We start from the raw sequence: 21,334 nt of genomic DNA on the forward strand, positions 1-21,334 counted from the left end.
CTTTATAAAAAACTACCAGATTTATGTAGTCCACGCAGTTATCAAATCCTGGACGGATACAGATGTTGCACAGTGAGTAGAAAGAATAGCCAGGGCATTTCTATGTGTTTTAACATCAAAAGCTGCACAGGCATCCTGAGCAATAAAAACATCAAAATTACGATGAAATGCATCACGCGCTGTGGCATCTACACAGCAATCAGTTGTGAAACCGCACAAAATGAGAGTTTCTATCTTTTTGCTCTTAAGATGGGTCTCAAGATCTGTTCCTGAAAAAGCACTATAAAGTAGTTTTTCAACTTCGGGATCTCCCGGCTGTGGTGTCACTCTGTAATACTCAGAACCTGTTGTGTCAGCACGACAAATTGAAATTTCATCAGCCATACCCGAGCGTATCATAAACCGCCTGAGTGCGCGTGAATCTGTTTCAGATCGCGTTACAACGCGTATAAACCATGGCGTGATACCCGCTTTGCGGGCAGCGGCAATCAGATGCTCTGAGTGTGATATTGCCTGTTCCGCTGCCTGTATATCCATACCGCTCTGAGCCATCACAAAGCCGGGTGCAGCAAAATCTTTTTGTATGTCTATAACAAGTAATGCTGTGCGTGAGGGTACAACATGCTGAGCTAAAGATCTCATGCCTCATCCTGTAAACTTGGTCGACGTAAGAAGGCGAGAGCCAGAGTAAGAAGCAGACCAATCGCTGCAAACGCCATAAAAATCATACGAAAACTACCAGTACTGTCATGAATAAGTCCTCCCAGCCAGGGACCAAACGCCGCAGCCGTCGAAATGAGACACATGGTTGCATAAAGTTCAAGATTATGACGCGTACCAAAATACTCAAGCAGTAGCATTGCACTGGCAACGTAAGATAAACCTACCCCCAAGCCCATGGTAACAATAAAAACTCCAAGTGTAAGACTGCTCTGGGGCATAAGAAGAGTAGCCGAAGCCAGCATCAGCGCTGCTGTGGCTGCACCAGTCAGTATACGCCCGCCAGCAACACGACCAGCCTCACCAGCTATAAAAGCACCGGCAGCGGCAAGCAAAGCAACCATAGACATAATTTCAGCAGCATGTGTGGCTGATAAACCATGTTCGGTAAAATGCTTTACAGAAAAACTATGAAGTGTCGTGCTAATAGCAAGGCAGCCTGTATAAGCCGTAACAATAACCCAGAAAGCCGGTGAACGCAGGGCAGTTCTGGCAGGCCATCCGCGCTTGCGTATGGTATTATCATGCGCGATGTCAAAGGGAATGCCATGAACAATCAGTGCTGCAATAATACTGCATAAACTCGTTGCAAGAGCACAAAACCACCAGAATGGTCGCCATCCATGCAACGTGCTGTTTATACCAATATATAAAAGTGGCCCTGCAATTGACCCTAGTCCACCAATCCCAAAATATAACCCCATGGGGCGGCTTGATTGCTCAAACAGGTTCGCAACAACATATGTGCCCGGAACTGTACCTCCAAGTGTAAAGGCACAGCCTATAAGCAATGTGCCCAGATCATATTCAAACTTACTTACAGCCATTGCCAAAAAAGCAAAACCGGAAGCGAGAAGACACCCTGCACTGATAAGCGTAGCTACAATGCCAAAATGTCTTATAGTAATTGCTGGCAAAGGGCTGATCAGCCCACAGGCAAGCCCCAGAAGAGTAAAGCCAAAACCTGCTTCGCTCCAGTTCAGGTGCAGGTCACTCACCATAGCAGGCAAAACAACGCCCAAAGCATTAAATGAGCCTGCCATGAGAAAAAAATATAATGCTGTAACAGCAGCAAGAGCAAAATAACGTCGGGGTGCTGAAAGCGCTGCACGCTTTACAAGCGGTATCACAGTAAGATCTTCGCTGGAGACGGCAAGAGGCATGGGACAAAGCTCCGCATCAGAAACCCCTCCTGACATAAAAGGAAGGGTGGGTTGTCCAAAATTCTGGCCATGAATATCGCAAAGACACGGCCAGCATCAGAAGATGCTATGCCGTATCGGCAGAGATATTCTTGTATGAGAAGACCATATTATGTTCCGATTGTGCAATAAATAAATATCATTTATATCGACCATCTCCCCTGCTATTCCTCCGTAGCTTTATCAAGAGAATACCGACGCCATTCACGGGGGGTCATTTCATAGGTGTAGCGAAAACTGCGACTAAAATGTGCGGCATCATTAAATCCCCATCGAAAACAAATTTCTGAGATGGAAAGATGAGCTGAATGAGGACTGGCGAGGTCATCATGGCATCGTGCCAGGCGTCGTTGCCGCAGGTACTGGCTAAAATTTTGCCCTGTGCTGGCAAAAAGCTTTTGCAAACTTCGTGGGGAAATACCGTGCTTACGTGCAACAGCAGTCATGGTCAGGTCAGGATCTGTAAGCTCTGATTCAATCAGCTGGCATAGGCTGTGCATAGCGGCAATACGTCTGTTAAATGGCCTGTCCCCCCCACCATAAGCAGGGTCACTGAGTACACAGCCTATCAAAAGCTCTGATAAGGAAAGCTCTATGGCTCGCAGCTGTCGGACATCCATAGCTTCAAGAGAGCCCCCCAGAGACTGTAGAAAGCCGGCAAGAACCTGCCTTATTCCCGGTGACGGATCAAGCACACCAACGCGCAGAGGTGTAGGTGCGAGAAGACGAAAATGCAGAGCTAACCTGGGTAGCCTGACATACAGCATTGAAAAAAATCGGGGGAGTGTCAGCACAGCATCAGTGGCCAGAGAGCCACAGGCAATCGATCCGGCACTGAAAGGCCAGCTTTTACCACCTGATTCCAACATGGCAGCGGGAGCGCCTGCAGGGCCTTCTTCTGATAGCAGCAGGGCGAGCCATACACCATCTGTCTGGGCAGAGTAACGTCCGGCAATCCGCTGCGGCGATCCTGTCAGGCGAGTAATTTCGATACCCAGTGGTGTAACAACCTGAATAACGCGACCCACTGTGTTCTGACGCAGATCAAAACGGTGTTCAGTATTCATCGTCGGAAGAAGAGTCGCTTCTGGTAACGACAGGCGTGCAAGCGTTTGACGCCATACATACGCAGCTGGCTGGTCTGTGTGATTTATAAGGTCAAAAGTCCATGGTTGCACGGTGATATCCTCTCAATCAGCCGGGAGCATACAAATAAGCATCACATTCAGACAAGAAACAGATTGGAACGAATGTGTAATATTTTCGTGGACTTTACAATCGGTTTGCGAAACGATTAGCCAGCTAAAAGGAGAAGGGCCCATGCCCAGAATTTCATCGCCGGTATTTGATCTGCCCTCAGAAAACGGAGGAAAGGATTTTGGTATTTTTATGCCGATTGCGAATGGTGGCTGGATACTCTCAACGACTGCACCAAAAATTGACGGATCGTATGAGTATAATCGTCGAGCCGCAGTGCTGGCTGAAGAAATTGGTCTTGATTTTATCATGTCGATGGCAAAATTTCGTGGGTATGGTGGCCTTAATCAGCAATGGGATATCTCGCTTGATTCTACTGTCCTGATGAGCGCGCTGGCCGCTCAGACAAAGCGTGTTAAGATATGGACGACTTTTCAGACACTGCTGCATAACCCTGCAGTTGTCGCGAAAATGATAACAACGCTTGACCAGGTAAGTAACGGACGAGCAGGCCTTAATGTTGTGCCTGGTGCTTTTAAAGATGAGTTTGCACAAATGGGTGCCTGGCCCGAAACACTTGGTCATGATGCTCGTTATGATTACGCCTCTGAATGGATGTCAGCCGTACGTCGCCTGTGGGAAGAAAAAGGCGAGATTTCTGCCAACGGTCAGTATATAAAACTCAATCATTGTATTTCTGAACCCAAACCCATTCAGAAACCCAGGCCTTTTGTAGTTGCTGCAGGGCAGTCTGAAAAAGGTATGGATTTTGCTATTCATAATACAGATGCATTATTTATCGGCGGCCGAGATGATGCCGAAATGCGTGACATTAGTCAGAAGGCAAAAGAAAAAGCTAAGGCTGCCGGGCGCAGGTTACGCACTTACGCTATGGCTATTATCGTGCAGGAAGAGACTGACGCTAAAGCAGAAAATACAATGAATGTATTTCGTGAAGGCTTTGATGAGGAGGGTTTTCGTAACATGCTCCGCTCGTACGGAATGATAGATGCCGAAATTGGCAAAGAAAATGCAATGACCGCCAGAGCCAGAACAGGGTTTATGGCACCTCATATTGCCGGCTCATCAGCCACCATCATTAAGCGGATCGAACAGGTTATTGATGAGACAGGTCTGGATGGTCTTATGCTGATTTTCCCTGATTATGAAAAAGGATTAAAAAATCTGGCAAAAGAGGTGTTACCAGCTCTGAGGGCACGGTACAGTGCATGACAGACGCCCTGACACACCAGCTGGAGGCGCTCCTTAACCGTGATACGCTGCGTCAGCGTATTCTTGAGTTATGTCGTATTCCCTCTCCGCAGGGGTACGAACGCAAAGCCGGAGAATATATTGAACACTGGATGGCTGAAGAAGGCTTTCATCCCCGCCGTGTTTCAGCTGTGCCGGAACGTTTCCATGTTATAGGAAGTATTGGCGGATATGCACCGGCTGAGAAAAAAGCGCATGACCTCCTGATTGCATCACATCTCGATACAGAGGGTGGACTTGACCCGAAGGAGGCACGCTGGTGTGTGTCTCCACATGCTACACCGGAAGAGCCTGTTGCGGAGCATGATGGTATTTTTACCGGTGCTGCGATTTCTAATGACCGTGGCCCCATGGCCTGTTTTTTAATGGCCGGCAGCCTGATTCAACAAGCAGGCATAAAGCTGGCCGGACGGCTGCATATGGCGGCTTGTCCCGGTGAGATAGGCCCTGATCCGATTGATGAACGTGAAGGAGTAGCACAGTCGGGAAAAGATGTGGGAGCAGCTTATCTGCTGGCAAACGGCGGTATAGCTCCTGATTATATGATTGCTGCTGAAGGTACCGATTTTGCTGTAACGGCTCAGGGCGCGGGTTATGCAATTTTTCGACTCAGCCTTTATGGCGAGCAAATTTTCACTCCTCTATTCAACTCAGATGCTCCTGTCAAAAACCACCCTAACCCAATTTACCGACTGGGTGAGGTAATTGAACGCCTTCATAACTGGGCACCAGAGTTTGAACGTGCTCACCGGTTCGAAACACCTTGGGGAACCACCATTCCTAAAGTGCAGATCGGCGCTATCAAAGGCGGTTTACCTTATAGCCTGGGGGGCGGCACAGGGGTATGCGCTCTGTATATCGAAGTCGGGCTTTCCGCCATTGATCGTGTGCAGGATGTAAGGCGTGCTTTAGAAACTGTCATTAAGGATTCTGGCTCTTATGCACTTGAATGTGTTGCCTATCGTCAGGGAGCTGTTGCCAGCGAGCAGGAAGTCGCACCCTTACTGGAGGCTATTTCTGAAGCAACACAGGCTGTACGTCACACAAACCTGGAAGTAGCTGATCCTGTTTATGCCTCTATGTGGCGCGATCATAATGTTTTTAATCGGGCGGGAATTCCTGCCGTAACTTTTGGACCGCGCCGCTGGCGACCAACACTTAATGATTTTGTGACGACAACGCTGCTTTACGCACAGACAGCCATTAAAATTTGTGGTGTTGCTGCTTAGGGAGACTTCATAAATGAAAACAGCTTGCATTGAAGGTAATGTTATCGTCCGCCCCATGACGGCCAGAATAGGAGCCGAAATTGAAGGTGTCGATCTGACATGCAGTTTGGAACTAAAGACGGTAAAAGAAATACGTGACGCACTTTTGCGCTACCAGGTCATTTTTTTTCGTGATCAGCCACTGTCACATGAGGATCATTTGCGCTTTGGGCGTTCCTTTGGCTCTCTGGCTATTCACTCAGGCGTATCAGGCCTGCCTGACTATCCTGAGGTTGTGGCTATTCACGCAGATGCGGATTCAAAATTTGTTGCCGGTGAAAACTGGCATTCAGACTTATCCTGCAATAATGAACCACCTCTTGGTAGTATTCTAATGATGAACACTGTGCCTGATTATGGCGGTGACACATGTTTTTCATCAATGTATGCCGCTTATGAAGCTCTGTCTGAACCGATGCGTCACTTTCTGGATGGTCTGACAGCCATTCATGATGGAGAACATGTCTACCGCCCTATTGTCGGCAATAATGGAAAGACCTTTCCATGTAGTGAACACCCTATAGTGCGTACACACCCTGAAACCGGACGGAAATGCCTGTTTGTTAATCAGTCTTATACAACGCGCATTCCTCAGCTTTCAAAGCACGAAAGTGATGCTGTGCTGAGTATGCTCTACCGCCACTGTATGGCGGCAGATTTTCAGGTACGTTTTCGCTGGCGACCTAATTCTGTGGCCTTTTGGGATAATCGGTGCACGCAGCATCAGGCGATATGGGACTATTACCCTGCGGTACGTTCTGGTTTTCGTGTGACCATCTCAGGCGATAAGCCTTTCTGATACCTTTTTGCGATCTGGACTGACCATGACACATCCTATTCTGAATGATGCGTTATTTGACGCAATGAAAACCTCTGTTCTGCCGACAGAAGAGGCTGAAAGCCTGCCACCTTTGTGCTATACAGATGCTGAGTTTTATCAGTTTGAAAAAGAAGCTATTTTTTCAAAAGAATGGCTTTGTGTCGGACGTGAAACATGGGCAGCTCACCCTGGCGATTATTTCACCTCATTTATAGCTGATGAACCATTGATTGTTGCCCGTGGACGAGATGGCGTCCTGAGGGCAATGTCGAGTGTATGCCAGCACCGTGCTATGCTGGTTGCTGAAGGGAGTGGTAAAGCCCGGGCATTTGTTTGTCCTTACCACCACTGGACCTACGCACTTGATGGCTCTCTGGCTTCTGCTCCGGCTATGGAAAAATCATGTAAATTCCACAAAGAAAATTTTAATCTTCCAGTTTTTGCTCTCGAAATCTGGGAGGGCTTTGTTTTTATTAATTTTGATCAAAATGCAGCACCACTTGCACCACGTCTTACAAAAGTCTCTGAAGTGCTGAAAGGATATAATCTTTCTCAAGCTGAAGGCGAAAAACCAACTGAGGAATTAAGTTACCCCTGGAACTGGAAAGTCATGTTTGAAAACAACAATGACGGTTACCATGCCAGTAAATTACATCAGGGGCCACTGCATGATTTCATTCCCAGTGAGCTGGCAGAATTTCCTGATGACCTGCCTGATAATACGGCAGGATACTACCGCACAAACCGTACGCTACATCCTGATGCGGCTTTTAATGCTACACAACGAGCTGTTTTTCCGATTTTCCCTGACCTGACCGCTGATGAACGTCATCGTATGGTTTTTGCTAATGTTCCACCTACATTATCGCTGGTGATGACGACAGATTCTATCATTTATCTTATTCTTCGGGCTGATGGTCCTGAAAGTCATCGAGTAGATCAGGGGGTTCTGACTACAAAACAGGCAAAATCTGATCCGGCATATCAGCAAAAAATGGCAATGAGTTTTCTGGCGGCCAGCGAAATCATCGATCAGGATCTTCATGTTGATGAAATGGTCCAAATTGGTTTGCGCTCACGTTTCGCGCCGCGTGGACGATATTCATGGCAGGAAGGTGCACAACGTTTGTTTAATACCTGGCTGGTTCCTCGGTATTGTGACACATGGAACAAATTGAAACGTAAAGATTTTACAGAATTTTAATCAGAAAGGTGTAATCAGCAAAAGGCAGGCAAGATATTGAACTGCCTTTTGACTATTTGTATTTATCTCATCAGATACACATCATTTCGAAGTCCCTGACCGTAGGTTAGGCTATATGAACGTCAGATGGAGTGGATTAAGCCGTTTTTTCCTCTGACGCACAGCATACCACGCGTGGATGACCTGCTGTTCTGAGAGGGATCGTTTATGTGCTCTGTAACGGACTTCAGTAGAAAAATGCTCCGAAAGCGTATGGTCCGCAATTCATATCGCCGCACGTTTCATCTTCTATCTTAAAAAATGAGTCCTGTGCCTAAATAGCAGAGCAGAAAACTCGCTTTTATTCTGATAAAATCATATCCATGCTCTTCAGACCGGAACATTGCGATCACCGCTCCAGTCTGAAAATTATTCTTCTGGCAACTTTCTCAACTCATCAGACTTAAAGTAATATTACCTTTAAGGCAGTCGTGTAAACTATACTACAGAGTCTCATGATTTACGATTTTCAGGCAGGCTATCACGTCTTATTTTCATGTGCGCACCGACCACTCCATCAACAACCTGGGTTACACCCAAATCTCCTGAAACGGAAAGAAGAGAATAGGCTTCATCAGAGGATAAACCTGTTTCTTTAAGCAATGATAACATATCGAGCGAAGCTTCTTTTGCCGCACGGTCAAGTGTGTCTCCAAAACCATGAACAATGAAATATTCAGGAGTTTCCAGCAGAGGAGAACGAAAAGTGAAGTCCTTTCGTAATATGACCTGAAAAAGAACGTCCAAAGATGCTTCAATAGCTGTACCACTAATTTCACCGTCGCCCTGGCTAATATGCGGGTCACCGATAGAAAACAGGCCACCATCAACCTGTACCTTATAATACATTGTCGCACCAGAACCTATACGCCAGTTATCAATATTGCCACCATGCAGACCAGGCGGAACAGTACTCACTCTGCCAGCGACGTCAGGAGCAACTCCAGCAGTACCCAGATGAGGCCTTACTGGAACACGAACCCCCTTTAAGGCCGGCTGACGATCACACTCAGGGCAGCTATTGATACGCCCCGGCGTCAAATATTTTTCTTTTATATCATATGCATAAACAGCATGAGCCATATTTGTTGCAGTATCAAGGTTATAAATAGTTACCCGTTCACGCTCCCCAAGTTCGCTATAAAGCTGCCCCCAATGTGCTGCGAGATTTGAACCGTAATGAAAGCGTGGCGTCATAGAGAGATAGCGTACTTCGATCATGTCACCAGGTTTGGCATCACGAATATAAATAGGCCCGGTCATCAGATGTACACCCGGAGTGCGATCAGCTTCAGGAATGGTTTTCCATATATGATGCATGGCGTCATCCATTAATAAATTGGGGTCATCACCAGCATGATGTGTCAGGGCTTCAGCCTGAATTAAATCTCCCGAGTTAATAATAACAGCCGGAGCAAGTGACGCATCAAAATAGCCCCAGTGAACATTATGTGGCGTCGCTTTAAGATGATGTAGGGCCTTTGGCTGACCAGATAAGCGGGTTATCCCTGAATCACACATAAAAACCATTAATATTACCTCTACACAGAAGTGGTTTTGATACCGGAACAATATCTGAGCTCATCATTATAGAAAGAAGATAATAAGCTGGAATTGTATCAGAGCGCCCATATCCTTAACACGCGCGCACAAGCCCTATTATGATCTTGTTTTTGTAAGGAGGGATATGATTGTCAAAAGAACATTTTTTTTTCTCATACTGGTGAACTGCCAATGACGAATTCAGTTTTACCAATGCGTGTCACACGCATAACACCTCTTACTACACGGATTATAAGTCTGACGTTTGAGCCTGTATCAAAGCTTTCTTTGCCTCCTGTAGTAGCTGGTTCACATATTGATGTTCATATGCCAATACAGGGGGGGATTATTCGTCAGTATTCACTCACAAACACTCCTGGTTGCCAGACACATTATCAAATAGCAGTTCAGCGTGAAAATCACGGCCGTGGCGGCTCATTATGGCTACATAATCAGGTTTCAGTGGGTGATATTCTCAATATTGGAATACCAAGAAACCTTTTTACTTTTTCTGAAATGGCACCACATCATGTTCTGATAGCAGGTGGTATTGGTATAGTACCCATCTGGTCACTGGCTCGTGCGCTAATGCAACGTAGTTCAACATGGGAGTTACATTATGCCGCCCCCTCCCAAGCAGAAGCTGTGTTCTTCGATGATATCCTGATGCAATCAGGAAAACGTCTGACATCTTATTTTCCCAGCAATGGCCAACCTCGTTTATCACTATCATCTCTGGCCAAAAATTGCCGGACAGATGCACATATTTATTGCTGTGGACCTAATCGTATGATGACAGACTTTGATATAAATTTTTCTTTTTTCCCTGAAATACAAAGACACAAAGAGCATTTCAGTGCTGTAGCAAATCCTGAAAAACATGATGGTTTTGAAGTAGTTTTGGCAAAAAGTGGCCGTAATATTCATGTTAAATCTGATCAAACTATACTTGAAGCTTTACGTGAAGCTGGTATAAGCGCTGCTTTTTCGTGTTCAGAGGGAGTATGTGGTATGTGCGAAACACGCATACTTGAAGGTGTTGCAGACCATCGTGATAGTGTTTTAACGGCTGATGAACAACGACGTGGTGAAACAATGATGATATGCTGTTCAGGCGTAAAAACACCCCGTATTGTTCTGGATATATAATACGATAACGTAACGTTATGATGATTTTATTTCGTTTCCAGAACATAATGCAGGAGCTGGAAGCAAGAAAAAGCAACTCTGCAATCTCTAAACTGGTCAGCATAATGCAGCTGCTTTAGCCGCACGCAACGCAAGGAGAAACTCATGCGCACAGGTTCGTGGCTTCGTCATATTGCGTTGAACAGCACTATCCTGACCCTTTTTGTCTCATTTAATTGTACAACTGAAATCAGGGCTGCAACAACTGGAAGTAAAAAAATCACAGTTAAGACTACTGATAACCGGCATACATCAGCAGTCAGAAACAGGAAACTCCCAAAACCAGCTATAGCAAGTCCTGAAGTTATTCAGGTTCATGGGGCGTCTAATACACCAAACGTTCAAAACATACCTACATCTGTTACGGCCATTAGTGCCGCAACCCTCGAGCATCAGAATGTAACCAGCCTTTCCGGAATGAATGGTCTTGCTCCTGGTCTGAATATCGCAAAAACGGCAGGCTATCAGACCAATATCCAGATACGTGGTGTGGGCATGCAAACTGCCCAGAACACATTGACAACATCAACAGGAGTACCGGTTTTTATTGATGGTGTTTACATCGCTAACTCTGTTTCCCTTGATCAGACATTTTTCGATCTTTCTTCTATAGATGTTTATCGCGGACCTCAGGCCACCCGATATGGGCAGAGTGCGCCAGGTGGTGCCATCGTTATTAAAACAGCTGATCCGACTTTTGATAAATTTTCTGGCAAGCTTGAGGCCTCTGGAGGAAATTATAACCTTGCCCGCGGACGAGCTGAGCTGAATATTCCGATTACCAGTAATCTGGCTATTCGCGGCTCATTTCAGTCTTATACACATACAGGATTTGCTCACACGACTTCTCCCTATCTGGGACGCTATGGCCTGGATGACGCACAGGATAATGCCGGTAAAATTGCAATTAAGTGGCAACCGTTCAGAAATTTTACAGCTACCCTGACAGGACAATGGTATAATTCTACCCCGCATGGTGCAGAGCAAAAAAACATCCTTGATCCCTCAACTAACCCGCGTGTTGTTAACCAGGATTACCCAGCCAGAACCTTACTCACAACAGCACTTTACCACCTGAACCTCGACTGGAAACTATCAGACATTGAGCTGAGTTCAGTCACTGCTGCGCAGCATGTTCGCGATCATGAGCAGTATGACAATGCACATCTAAGTGACAAAATTTTAGGTTTGTATGACATACTGCCTAATAATAACAATACAATGAATAACTACTCCGAAAATTTTTCGATCAAATCTCGCAGACCAATGCCTATTGATTGGGAGGTTGGTCTTTTCGTGATGGGACAAAGAGGTCATGCTTATATGACTGAGTTTAGTGGCACAGATTATTCCGGCTGGCCTAATTTTTCTGTCCCCGGGAATCTGACAACCAGCCCTCCAGGAAACCTGAAATATGGTAACCAGCAAACAGCCACTCGATTTGCTGTGCAACCTTACGTCGAGCTGGGTTATCATATTACTGAACGATTGCATTTATGGGGTGGCGCGCGCTTTAACTATGATCGCTATAGTTCAAACAGCAATACGTTCTCAGCTTACGGTAACGCTTCAAGTCAGCATAGCTTTTCAACAAAAGTACCGACCTGGAAAGTTGAGTTAGATTATAATCTCACGAATCCATCAGCAAATATAAAAAGTATGCTCTATGCTTCTGTTGGGACAGGATACAAGCCTGGTGGAGTGAATGTTGCGACAACAGCTAAATTTATAAGTGCAGATTTTAAACCTGAGCGTATTCTTAACTATGAAATTGGCACTAAAAACTGGTTCTTTAATCATCATCTAATGTTTAATCTCTCAGCTTTCTACGCCAATTATAAAAATATGCAGTATATTGCTGATGATCCCTACCCTTATGCTTATGGAATAGCTAACGTACCCAAAATCAATCTGTATGGGATTGAGATGGAAAGTGCTTATGTAACAATGGAAGGCAGACTGCGCGTCGATGGCTCTTTAACACTGGAAAAAAGTCGCATCACATCAAATTACCGATCTCTTGATGCGTCAACGGTTAATGCAGCATATGGTGCCTCCTCTGCATGTGCAAATGGTGGTCAGTACTACAGCACAGCCTGCTGGGCAGCTGTTGAAGCATCCGCACCTAATGTGAAAGGCAATCAGGCCCCAGGCATGCCTAATGTTCAGGCTTCTCTGTCAGCGTCATATTTATGGGATGTACCCGGCGGCTCACTGCTAACTCGCCTGCAATATATTTATCGGGGTAATTATGCGGCACGTATTATCGACAATCCCAGGCTTGACCATGTGCCAGCATATTTCCTGTTTAATGCTTTTCTTGAATACAAACCCAAAAACAGTCAGTGGCGTTTTTCATTTGCCGCTACAAACCTGACAAATGTTGCTGGTGTAAATTCGCGCTTTACTGATCCTTATGGCACAAATCAGACAAGTGAACAGTATATTGCACCACGTCAGTTTGTTGGGACGGTTGGATATAGTTTTTAAAATCACCATTGTTATCAGGGTACATCTGTGATTCCACTCTTTAGGTGATGACTGTAAACGATGAGATAAAACCGTCCGGTTTCTTTGATGTTGAAGAATGGCTTGCTCAACTGAGCGTGCCGGGTGATCAACCCGAAGTATTTTCCCGGACTGTGGATGTTAAGGTGCTTCATCTTGATCCGGAGAGGATCTTGCTTAAGGCCGGTATCGCAAAGGCACTGGTCCTCTCTATGATACGGTTCTGGTCTTTAAACTTTCAAAAGGTATTATGTACTTTTTGACGTGATTATTGCACGCAAATGGAGGGTGTCCCCCTTAGTGAAATTTAAATAATTTTCAGCAAAATTCTTTAAATTTAAAGTAATGTCATTTTTATATAATCTGGAAAACAAAAACTACACGGGTCGACTTGAATTTATCATTTCAACCACGAAAGTAGCCCCGACAGAGAGTGAAAATCTTCCATGGCACGTACATTTGTACCTGCAAGAATACTATTATGCGCCATACGTGCCAGAGCTGTCCCAGGTCCGAGTTCAAGCACATGTTGACTTCCGGTTTCAACGCAAGCCTGCATACACGCATCCCAGCGCACCATAGAGCCGACCTGTTTTGCAAGTCGTTCTGCTCCTTCTTGTATACAAAAGACCGGCTCGCCATCCAGGCCACTAATGAGCCTTACTCCTGCCCCAGGAGATGCAGGGTGCATGGCAAGCAGAGTTTGCTGTAAAGGAGCAACAGCGGCCTCCAGCAAAGGTGTGTGTGAAGGCACTGCTACTTTCAGGCAGCGCGCTGTTGCTGCCCCGGCTTTAAGTGCGAGATCCACGGCCAGATCCAGATTCTCCCTCATTCCACCAACGACAACTGCCTCTTCTGTATTTGATATGGCAATCCATACATTTGTTTTGTTAGCAATATCTTCAATGAGATATCGTGGCAAACCAGCTATACCGGCAAGACCCGCTCCGGCCGGGCTTACGGCATTCATCAGTTCTGCCCGATGGGCTGCCAGTTCTAAAACCTGGTGAGGTGTCAGGCATCCGGCGAGCCCCCACGCAGATAATTCACCAACACTATACCCCGCAAAGAGAACTCTATATTTGGATAAATATTTTTGAAGAACCGCATATAAGGCGAGAGAAAGCGCGCAGCATAAAATCTGCCCGCTTCGATTTGTAAACAGATTTTCTGTATTCTCTTGTTTTACAAAAACTCTGGGGTCTTCTCCTAAAATCTCTTTTGTATCATTAAAGATAGCCTCAGCCTCCGGGCAATGGGCAATCATATCAAACATACCAGGGTGTTGTCCTCCCTGCCCTGAGCACAGAATAGCCAGTTTATTACTCATCAGATTTCACCTTTATATAAGTATTAAGGCAAGACAGAAACTGATAACCCGAAAACCAGCGTCAGAGTAACAGTCAGTGTTACAAGGCTCATCACAGTGCTGATAACCATAATAGAGCCTGCATCCTGGCTATCTGCCTGATAACGTAAAGCAAAAAGTAGCCCGAAGAAACCTGCAGGCAAAGCTGTTAATAAAATGACAGCATGCGCCATTTCTGCAGGCATCGGAATAATCAATGTCAGAAGCCATGCCAGCAAGGGCTGTATAACATTACACAACAGGCTGAGAAACAAAATACGAGGCGAAAACGAGACTTTTTGTGCGCTTAAAATTAATCCCGTAACAAACAGTGCAGCCCCTGCTGTTGCCTGCCCCATAAGGTCAAAAGAACGTAAAATATAATCAGGCAGTGTAAAACCCAGCAATGCAATTGCGACACCAAGAAACGGTGCCACAACCAGAGGCTTGAGCAAAGAGCGACCGATAGACACAAAGAAAAGAGAAAGCCCTTTCTGATGCACACCTGATTTTTGTGCTTCAAGAAAAGCAAGTGTAAGAGGTGACATGACAATGGCACCAGAGACAATTGCTGTTGTGATATATAATTTACCAGTAACACCAAACACCGCAGAAGCAAGCGGAATACCTGCAGCAGCATAGTTAGGCAACGAAACACTCAAAGCTATTACAGCAGCAATCGCTGCGGAAAATTTTGAGATGTATCGTGACAAAACCCAGACAAGAGCAAAGACAATCAGCATGCTTAGTAAAAGTGTGAAAAGAAGCGGCCATTGCTGAGCCAGAACTGTGCGAGACGCCCTTGCTGTTGTACCAAAAAGTGCCGCAGGCAGGGCAAATTCCATTGTCAGCACATTCAGGCTGGCAACATTTTTATTGTCAATTTTTCCATATTTTCCAGCAAGATAGCCAGTTACCATAACTGCAAAAATAGGTATGAGCGAAATGAGAAGAATATGTAGCATCATTACGTCCTGTTTTTATTGTTGTTAAAGGACATGCCAGTAGGGTCAGATTGTCTCCATTCGATTCAAAAAAAGAGAAATAGCAAGACCGCCAGCTGCACCGCGAGATGTAAGCTCGAGAGTAATAAAAATCTGGTAGAGTGCCTTCTTCATGTCATATTCTCTCTTACGTCCGTCAGACTTCTGAGAGGCATTAACGCGACAGAAAAAAGTGTTTTGACCAGAACTTCATCATCAGGGTCTGCGGTAATCAACTCCTGCCATTGCACAGCACGATAATCAGGAAAAATAATCTCTCCATCCAGACGCACTGACAATTTGCAGGCTGTTTTACTCAGGTCATGCAAAAATGCCCTGAGCGCATCGGGGTTCTCTGCTTCTAAATGTGAAAGACGCCATACCACATCAAAGTCTGATGTTTCCGACAGATAAGCCAGTCCTGTCAGCGTTTCCCATAACAAACTCCCTGTGGCTTCCGGTTGAATGTTATGTCGTGCTCCCAGGGCGAAAAGCGCACTGATGTCCTCCTGCCGGGCAGAGGTTATGCCTGGCGCAGAGGTGGTTTGATCAGGCCACAGTTTACCTGAAAATGCTGACAGGGCGGAACAAGGTACAATAAACGACAAACGCTGCTTACCCATTGCAGGTGGCAAAGGCAGGCCAACAGCTACTCCTCCTGCAGCCAGCTCTTTCAGTTCACTCTGAAAAGGGCGCCTGCATATGAGAGGCCAGCCACGTTCTCCCCAGCCGGAGACAACTGGCCTGATTGCTTCATTCCCAGGCGCTTTGAGTGTGTCAGCACATATTCCGGGCCAGACGTCAGGTCTGACAACAAGAAGCCTGTGCCGCCAGAGCGGCAACATCAGCCTGCCTTCTTTAAGTCAGAGGCTTGTACAAAAGCTTTCTCGACACGCTGTGCGACATCAGCCGCCATGGTGCGACCGCCACGACCTGCACCAAGCACATCACGGTTATCATTATTCATGCTCTGATTGTCTGCCAGAAGTCTGCTCAGACGCTCAGCACACAGCCCGTCAGAAAGTTTCCAGATCTCAGACACAGCACCCGTTGCCGCCAGAGGTTCGACGCCAGGAGCAAAAACAGGTGTTTTTTTTGCTTTTTCGGTCAGAACGTCGAGCGGTAATTTAGTAACCCGTGCAATAGAAGCCAAATCCATCACGCTGGGATGTGCTCCGTCCACTGCTATCATTGTCTGCGTTGAAAGGGCTGTCGCAATAAACGCACCAGCCGCTGCCGTGCCATAAAGCACGCTGATGGTTCTGTGCCCTGCCATTCCCGCAAGTATGATGCTTTTAGCCAGGTGTGCGAGATATTCATTCAGACCGAGCATCTCATCTCGCCGGGTCATGCGCTGACTAGCTGTGTCTATCAAAAAAATAATCGGTGTTTTATTGTCTGATTTTACGATCTTTAGCACATGTCCGGCAAGAATGATCGCCGTTTCAGGGCCAAGGGGTGTACTATTTGTAATGCCCAGGACTTCGACGTCTCTTCCTCCCGATCTTGCCTGACCAGACAGTGTATTTTCTGCTCCTGCGGAAAGAGTATGTCCATGAGGGAATAAGGCGGAAATCAGATTATCGGGCATCATGACGTACACCCTCCTTTACTAAGAGGTCTATGAAATCATCCTCAGTCAGATCTGCAATGCCTGCTGGCGTAGATAAACCGGCAATTACCCATATTTCAGGTGTGTCATGGCAGTTACCATAGGCTTTCAGCCTGTGTTCAAGTCGCCCCTGCTCACGCTCCAGCGTTTCAAGCGACAGAGGCGGGGCATTATTGTTAATTACCTCTGCTGCTTTACGAAAACTACCAATATCACCTTTGACGTAACTGTCTGCACCACCAAGAAGCACGCGACTACGCCCACCTGTAACTCGCCAGACCAGAGCACGGTCGCGGGAATCAAATTCTTCTACCCCTTTATTGGTCTCAATTACTTCAGGACCACTGACAGAAATCCGTCCTTGTTCAGAGATAATAATATGAGAGCAACAGGCTGTTACCAGTCCTCCACCGCCAAATGCTCCCGCCCGGCCACCTATAAGAGCAACAACCGGCACCCCGGCATGCCGAACATCAAGAATAGCATGAATAGTCTCTGAAACAGCCATTTCTCCGGCATTTGCTTCCTGCAAACGCACACCACCTGTGTCGAGCAAAAGAAAAACAGTGCTGACCTCCTGCGGTGTGCCTGCATTGCGGGCTACGGCTCTGAGCAGACCAACCAGTTTTGCACCACTGACCTCAGCAAAAGTGCCCCCCATAAACTGCCCTTCCTGAGCAGCTATGGCGACAGGGCGGCCATCAATAAGCCCGCGTCCGATAATCATTCCATCATCGAAAGCCGGAGGCAGATCAAAAAGTGCCAGATGAGGGCTCATGACATGGTCTTGCGGGCCAAGAATTTCTTTAAAACTACCCGCGTCAAGCAGGCCTTCAATACGAGCACGCGCTGATGATTCATACCAGCTTGGTTGATTCATAACATTTTCAGGAATCATGACCGTGCCTCCATAAGACGAGCACCCTGCATCAGCCGTAATAGAACAGTATCTGGCCGGGCACCGTTATCGTGAATGGAAATATACATTCCTCCTGGAGAAACCCGTGCAACAAAATCTTTGATCACCGCTTCCCACACGTGCTGATACCCATGTGACGCCGTCATAACCTCAACAATAACGGCCAGTGGCTCTCCTTTCCTTTCAAATAAAATTTCCAGGTTTCCAGAGGCCACGACACCCGTCAGTGTATCAGAACGCTTGCCACCCAGGCTCGATTTTGCCTGAGTATATATGGTAAATTTTTCCATATCAGACCTCACCAGTTCCGGAATTTTGAAGGCGGTGCATAAAGACCATCAGACCATGTAACGAGGTCACGAACAGAGCGTGCGGCCAGAAGGTTACGGTTTGCCTGCAATATATCGATACCGAGATCTTCAGGGCGACGTATCACACCACGCTGACGCAGCGCCTCAACCTTTACACGGTCACGAGCCAGGCCAACTGGTGTATAACCAGCCACACCACGAATAGCCTGTTCAATTTCATCAGCATTGCGGCACAGCAGCAGGTTCGCAACACCTTCTTCAGTAACAATATGCGTCACATCGTCACCAAAAATCATGACTGGAGCCAAAGGCATACCTAACTTGCGCGCCAGGACAATACTGTCGAGTTCTTCAACAAAGGCTGGTTTCATACCCTCTCCGAAGGTTTCAGCCATTTGCACAACAAGCTTACGACCTCGCACAAGAGGGCCATTATTACCCGCGGCTTCACGTCCTGCTTTTAGCCACGCATCAGAGATATGCCTGCGCCCATGCGCATCAGCTCCCATGTTAGGCGCACCACCGAAACCGGCTATACGGTCAGGTGTAACAGTGGAGGAATTACCAGCAAGGTCAATTTGCAGGGTTGAGCCAATAAACATATCACAGGCGTAAAGGCCCGCATTCTGACATAATAGACGGTTTGAACGTAATGTGCCGTCATGGCCGATAAAATAGACATCTGACCGAGCTGACATATAATGGTCCATGCCAACCTCACTGCCGAAGCAATGTATTTGCTGCACCCATCCGCTTTCTATCGCGGGGATCAGTGTAGGATGGGGGTTAAGTGCCCAGTGTGTAGCAACCTCTCCCTGCAGACCAAGCTGCTTACCATACGTTGGAAGAAGCAATTCGATCGCTGCCGTAGCAAAGCCAATACCATGATTAAGTCTTCGTGGCCGATATTCAGCGTAGATCCCTTTCAGGGCAATCATTGCCATCAGGATCTGTGTCTCAGTTACTGCTGCCGGGTCTCTCGTAAACAGAGGCTCAACATAAAAAGGCCTGGGTGCCTCAACAATGAAATCAACCTGGTCGCCAGGAATGTCAGTGCGTGGAACTTCATCAACAATTTTATTAACCTGAGCAATGACAATGCCATTTTTATAGGCTGTGGCTTCGACAATAGTTGGTGTATCTTCCGTATTCGGCCCCGTATACAAATTACCATTGCGGTCTGCACTGACGGCTGCAATCAGAGAGACATGCGGCGTCAGGTCAACAAAATAACGTGCAAAAAGTTCAATATAGGTGTGAATCGCGCCAAGCTCGATCTTTCCCTGATCGAGAGCTCTTGCTATCGCTCCTGACTGCGGGCCGGAATAAGAAAAATCCAGTTTGCGGGCGATGCCTAAACGAAACAGATCAATATGCTCTGACAGTACCAGCCCAGACTGTACGATATGCAGGTCATGTACCTGAGCAGGGTCAACCCGGGTCAGACTTTCAGCAAGAAAATCAGCCTGTTTCTGGTTATCGCCCTCAAGGCATACACGATCACCGCTGCAGATAATCCGCTCAAGTAAAGATGTAACATTTTCAGGTTCGACCACTTTACCTGATACCAGCGAAGTGACTGCAGCAACACGCCGTGCCCGTTCAGCTTTTTGTTTTGTCCAGTCCGTCATTCATCCTGCCCTGTTCGACGTTGCATCCGGCTGCACAAACACTACGCTTACAAAAGCATTTAGTGGAATAATAAATTATTGACAGATTGGTGAGTGGATATTGTAATAAATATATCATGATTGATACTAATCTACTCGAAAGCTTTCTTGCCGTTGCTGAAGAAAAAAGCTTCACATTTGCCGCAGAGCGGATGGGGCTTACGCAGTCTACCGTTAGTCAGCATATTCGCAGGCTTGAAGGACAGCTGGAACAGCGTCTGTTTCATCGCTCCACACACAACGTTACTCTGCTGCCAGAAGGTGAACGCCTGCTGCCGCATGCCAGGCGCATACTTAGTGCTATCGGAGATGCAGAGCGAGATTTCGCGACACCTGGTGTTACCGGTCATGTGAGCATGGGGGTTGCTGAGGATTTTGCCACATCAAGGCTGCCCGATATTCTGAGGCGTTTTCGTCGATTTTACCCTGGTATTACGCTGCAGATTGAGGTGGGACTAAGCGGCAATCTTCTTGATAAATTTCACTCAGGTTTTTTTGATATTGTTCTTGTTAAGACAAGAACATCAACACATCAGACAATGCCTTTGATGGCTGATCCGCTTGTCTGGGTTGCCTCTCCTGATGAACCTGATCTTTGCAGGCAGCGCCCCCTTCCTCTCGCGCTGCACCCTGATCCGAGTGTTAGTCGTAATATGGCTATTGAAGCACTCAATGCTGCGCATATTCCCTTTATCATTACCCATACCAGCTTAAGTATTACGGGGTTACGGGCCGGAGTTATTGCAGGACTTGGAGTGTCAGCCTTTGGGCGTCATTTTATTCCCGATGGTGTACATATTATCGATGCTGTTAGTGTAGGGCTCCCTGTCTTGCCAGATCTACCTTTTGTGATTGAACAACAAAAAGGAATGGCTGATAATCAGGCTGTTTCGGCCTTAATCAGAGCCATTCATGAAAATGTTTCCATGCTTGATCAGCATACACTCCCAATGTTACACCCCAGTGGGTTGAAAGTGCGTTAAGTAGCTACGCGCAAACTGAAGAGCATCTCATCTGTTTTTAACCGGCATAGTCATGTGCTGATCTGTTATTGGCGGGTTCTAAACTCTCTGGCTTTAACGCGAGCACACCGCTTTAGCGGTGAAAGTTGACAGGTTTCTGAACCGTAGTCTGATGAAGCAATATACCTGGTTTTTATATCAGCGATATTTCCTGTAAGCATCATAGCTCTGCAGAGTGGGGCAGATACGTCATGGGAGCGCCACGACCGCGCACGCCGTGCGAGCAGCAATACAGCAATCGCAGGCTTCGCTCTCGGTGCTGAGCAGGGAGTTCGGGCTCAACCCGAAAACCGTTGCAAAATGGCACAGGCGTCAAACGATTGAGGATAAGAAGACAGGCCCTGAAGAGCCGCGCTCAACAGTCCTTTCCGAGACGGACGAAGCGATGATCGTAACATTTCTCCGGCATACATTGCTGACACTGAATGACTGCCTTTACGCCCCGCAAGGCAGCATTCCCCATCTGACACGCTCAACTCTGCATCGCTGCTTTCAGCACTATGTTGTCT

The 21,334-nt window shown here is 46.7% G+C and carries 18 protein-coding genes and 1 pseudogene; 8 read left to right on the top strand and 11 right to left on the bottom strand.

What is annotated here, in order from left to right; translation table 11 throughout:
• Positions 1-21: 21 nt before the first annotated feature.
• The 3 genes from GOB58_RS09635 to GOB58_RS09645 all read right to left on the bottom strand — a co-directional run bounded on the left by GOB58_RS09635 (position 22) and on the right by GOB58_RS09645 (position 3,100).
• On the bottom strand, positions 22-642 hold the full coding sequence (locus GOB58_RS09635; RefSeq protein WP_173560050.1) for a cysteine hydrolase family protein: 621 nt from the start codon (positions 640-642) through the stop codon (positions 22-24).
• Positions 639-1,883, bottom strand: coding sequence for an MFS transporter (locus GOB58_RS09640; protein ID WP_158092914.1), 1,245 nt, complete (start codon positions 1,881-1,883; stop codon positions 639-641). Before GOB58_RS09640 ends, GOB58_RS09635 begins: the two co-directional genes overlap by 4 nt.
• A gap of 203 nt (positions 1,884-2,086) precedes the next feature.
• On the bottom strand, positions 2,087-3,100 hold the full coding sequence (locus GOB58_RS09645) for a helix-turn-helix domain-containing protein (protein WP_233127639.1): 1,014 nt from the start codon (positions 3,098-3,100) through the stop codon (positions 2,087-2,089).
• A gap of 142 nt (positions 3,101-3,242) precedes the next feature.
• Between GOB58_RS09645 and GOB58_RS09650 the strand changes: the two genes are divergently transcribed.
• From GOB58_RS09650 to GOB58_RS09665, 4 genes are read left to right on the top strand one after another with little or no spacing between them, the layout of a single operon-like run.
• Complete coding sequence (locus GOB58_RS09650) at positions 3,243-4,352, top strand: LLM class flavin-dependent oxidoreductase (RefSeq protein ID WP_173560051.1); 1,110 nt, start codon at positions 3,243-3,245, stop codon at positions 4,350-4,352.
• Positions 4,349-5,620: a zinc-binding metallopeptidase family protein gene (locus tag GOB58_RS09655; protein ID WP_173560052.1), complete on the top strand. Its 1,272-nt coding sequence runs from the start codon at positions 4,349-4,351 to the stop codon at positions 5,618-5,620. Before GOB58_RS09650 ends, GOB58_RS09655 begins: the two co-directional genes overlap by 4 nt.
• 13 nt (positions 5,621-5,633) lie before the next feature.
• A complete protein-coding gene (locus GOB58_RS09660) occupies positions 5,634-6,458 on the top strand; it encodes a TauD/TfdA dioxygenase family protein (protein WP_173560053.1) in 825 nt (274 codons plus the stop codon).
• A 25-nt stretch (positions 6,459-6,483) separates the two neighbouring features.
• Positions 6,484-7,683 carry an aromatic ring-hydroxylating oxygenase subunit alpha gene (locus GOB58_RS09665; RefSeq protein WP_086635288.1) on the top strand — a complete coding sequence of 400 codons (1,200 nt, stop codon included), beginning with the start codon at positions 6,484-6,486 and terminating at the stop codon, positions 7,681-7,683.
• A gap of 492 nt (positions 7,684-8,175) precedes the next feature.
• Here the strand turns inward: GOB58_RS09665 and GOB58_RS09670 are convergent, their stop codons facing one another.
• Positions 8,176-9,243 (bottom strand): acetamidase/formamidase family protein, encoded by a 1,068-nt coding sequence (locus tag GOB58_RS09670; RefSeq protein ID WP_242005299.1) that lies wholly within the window; start codon positions 9,241-9,243, stop codon positions 8,176-8,178.
• Between the two features lie 213 nt (positions 9,244-9,456).
• On the opposite strand from GOB58_RS09670, the gene GOB58_RS09675 reads away from it, so the two are divergent.
• Together GOB58_RS09675 and GOB58_RS09680 are read left to right on the top strand one after the other, a co-directional pair.
• Complete coding sequence (locus GOB58_RS09675; RefSeq protein ID WP_173560055.1) at positions 9,457-10,413, top strand: PDR/VanB family oxidoreductase; 957 nt, start codon at positions 9,457-9,459, stop codon at positions 10,411-10,413.
• 144 nt (positions 10,414-10,557) lie between these two features.
• A complete protein-coding gene (locus GOB58_RS09680) occupies positions 10,558-12,942 on the top strand; it encodes a TonB-dependent receptor (RefSeq protein WP_173560056.1) in 2,385 nt (794 codons plus the stop codon).
• Positions 12,943-13,360: 418 nt separating this feature from the next.
• On the opposite strand, the gene GOB58_RS09685 is transcribed toward GOB58_RS09680, so the two are convergent.
• The 7 genes from GOB58_RS09685 to mdcA all read right to left on the bottom strand — a co-directional run bounded on the left by GOB58_RS09685 (position 13,361) and on the right by mdcA (position 19,764).
• Positions 13,361-14,290, bottom strand: a complete 930-nt coding sequence (locus GOB58_RS09685) for an acyltransferase domain-containing protein (RefSeq protein WP_173560057.1) — start codon at positions 14,288-14,290, stop codon at positions 13,361-13,363.
• Between the two features lie 23 nt (positions 14,291-14,313).
• A complete protein-coding gene (locus GOB58_RS09690; RefSeq protein WP_173560058.1) occupies positions 14,314-15,276 on the bottom strand; it encodes an AEC family transporter in 963 nt (320 codons plus the stop codon).
• 146 nt (positions 15,277-15,422) lie between these two features.
• Positions 15,423-16,136: a malonate decarboxylase holo-[acyl-carrier-protein] synthase gene (gene mdcG, locus GOB58_RS09695; protein ID WP_173560059.1), complete on the bottom strand. Its 714-nt coding sequence runs from the start codon at positions 16,134-16,136 to the stop codon at positions 15,423-15,425.
• Positions 16,136-16,885 (bottom strand): biotin-independent malonate decarboxylase subunit gamma, encoded by a 750-nt coding sequence (locus tag GOB58_RS09700; RefSeq protein ID WP_173560060.1) that lies wholly within the window; start codon positions 16,883-16,885, stop codon positions 16,136-16,138. The genes mdcG and GOB58_RS09700 overlap by 1 nt, the downstream gene beginning before the upstream one ends.
• Positions 16,872-17,801, bottom strand: coding sequence for a biotin-independent malonate decarboxylase subunit beta (locus GOB58_RS09705; RefSeq protein ID WP_242005300.1), 930 nt, complete (start codon positions 17,799-17,801; stop codon positions 16,872-16,874). The genes GOB58_RS09700 and GOB58_RS09705 overlap by 14 nt, the downstream gene beginning before the upstream one ends.
• Positions 17,798-18,112, bottom strand: a complete 315-nt coding sequence (gene mdcC / locus GOB58_RS09710) for a malonate decarboxylase acyl carrier protein (protein WP_173560061.1) — start codon at positions 18,110-18,112, stop codon at positions 17,798-17,800. Before mdcC ends, GOB58_RS09705 begins: the two co-directional genes overlap by 4 nt.
• Positions 18,113-18,120: 8 nt before the next feature.
• Positions 18,121-19,764 carry a malonate decarboxylase subunit alpha gene (gene mdcA, locus GOB58_RS09715; protein ID WP_173560062.1) on the bottom strand — a complete coding sequence of 548 codons (1,644 nt, stop codon included), beginning with the start codon at positions 19,762-19,764 and terminating at the stop codon, positions 18,121-18,123.
• 116 nt (positions 19,765-19,880) lie between these two features.
• Between mdcA and GOB58_RS09720 the strand changes: the two genes are divergently transcribed.
• A complete protein-coding gene (locus GOB58_RS09720; protein ID WP_173560063.1) occupies positions 19,881-20,786 on the top strand; it encodes a LysR family transcriptional regulator in 906 nt (301 codons plus the stop codon).
• A gap of 214 nt (positions 20,787-21,000) precedes the next feature.
• Positions 21,001-21,327 (top strand): annotated as a pseudogene (locus GOB58_RS09725) (IS481 family transposase); the annotation flags it as partial.
• Positions 21,328-21,334 lie beyond the last annotated feature (7 nt).

The organism is Acetobacter thailandicus, assembly GCF_011516655.1.
In the GTDB taxonomy this organism is placed as follows: Bacteria; Pseudomonadota; Alphaproteobacteria; order Acetobacterales; family Acetobacteraceae; genus Acetobacter; species Acetobacter thailandicus.

What these genes read in the sequence shown, in the direction of transcription:
- GOB58_RS09635 (WP_173560050.1), bottom strand. Translation starts at nt 642, where the DNA reads ATGAGATCTTTAGCTCAGCATGTTGTACCCTCACGCACAGCATTACTT.
- GOB58_RS09640 (WP_158092914.1), bottom strand. Translation starts at nt 1,883, where the DNA reads ATGCCTCTTGCCGTCTCCAGCGAAGATCTTACTGTGATACCGCTTGTA.
- GOB58_RS09650 (WP_173560051.1), top strand. Translation starts at nt 3,243, where the DNA reads ATGCCCAGAATTTCATCGCCGGTATTTGATCTGCCCTCAGAAAACGGA.
- GOB58_RS09655 (WP_173560052.1), top strand. Translation starts at nt 4,349, where the DNA reads ATGACAGACGCCCTGACACACCAGCTGGAGGCGCTCCTTAACCGTGAT.
- GOB58_RS09660 (WP_173560053.1), top strand. Translation starts at nt 5,634, where the DNA reads ATGAAAACAGCTTGCATTGAAGGTAATGTTATCGTCCGCCCCATGACG.
- GOB58_RS09665 (WP_086635288.1), top strand. Translation starts at nt 6,484, where the DNA reads ATGACACATCCTATTCTGAATGATGCGTTATTTGACGCAATGAAAACC.
- GOB58_RS09670 (WP_242005299.1), bottom strand. Translation starts at nt 9,243, where the DNA reads ATGTGTGATTCAGGGATAACCCGCTTATCTGGTCAGCCAAAGGCCCTA.
- GOB58_RS09675 (WP_173560055.1), top strand. Translation starts at nt 9,457, where the DNA reads ATGACGAATTCAGTTTTACCAATGCGTGTCACACGCATAACACCTCTT.
- GOB58_RS09680 (WP_173560056.1), top strand. Translation starts at nt 10,558, where the DNA reads ATGCGCACAGGTTCGTGGCTTCGTCATATTGCGTTGAACAGCACTATC.
- GOB58_RS09685 (WP_173560057.1), bottom strand. Translation starts at nt 14,290, where the DNA reads ATGAGTAATAAACTGGCTATTCTGTGCTCAGGGCAGGGAGGACAACAC.
- GOB58_RS09690 (WP_173560058.1), bottom strand. Translation starts at nt 15,276, where the DNA reads ATGATGCTACATATTCTTCTCATTTCGCTCATACCTATTTTTGCAGTT.
- mdcG (WP_173560059.1), bottom strand. Translation starts at nt 16,136, where the DNA reads ATGTTGCCGCTCTGGCGGCACAGGCTTCTTGTTGTCAGACCTGACGTC.
- GOB58_RS09700 (WP_173560060.1), bottom strand. Translation starts at nt 16,885, where the DNA reads ATGATGCCCGATAATCTGATTTCCGCCTTATTCCCTCATGGACATACT.
- GOB58_RS09705 (WP_242005300.1), bottom strand. Translation starts at nt 17,801, where the DNA reads ATGATTCCTGAAAATGTTATGAATCAACCAAGCTGGTATGAATCATCA.
- mdcC (WP_173560061.1), bottom strand. Translation starts at nt 18,112, where the DNA reads ATGGAAAAATTTACCATATATACTCAGGCAAAATCGAGCCTGGGTGGC.
- mdcA (WP_173560062.1), bottom strand. Translation starts at nt 19,764, where the DNA reads ATGACGGACTGGACAAAACAAAAAGCTGAACGGGCACGGCGTGTTGCT.
- GOB58_RS09720 (WP_173560063.1), top strand. Translation starts at nt 19,881, where the DNA reads ATGATTGATACTAATCTACTCGAAAGCTTTCTTGCCGTTGCTGAAGAA.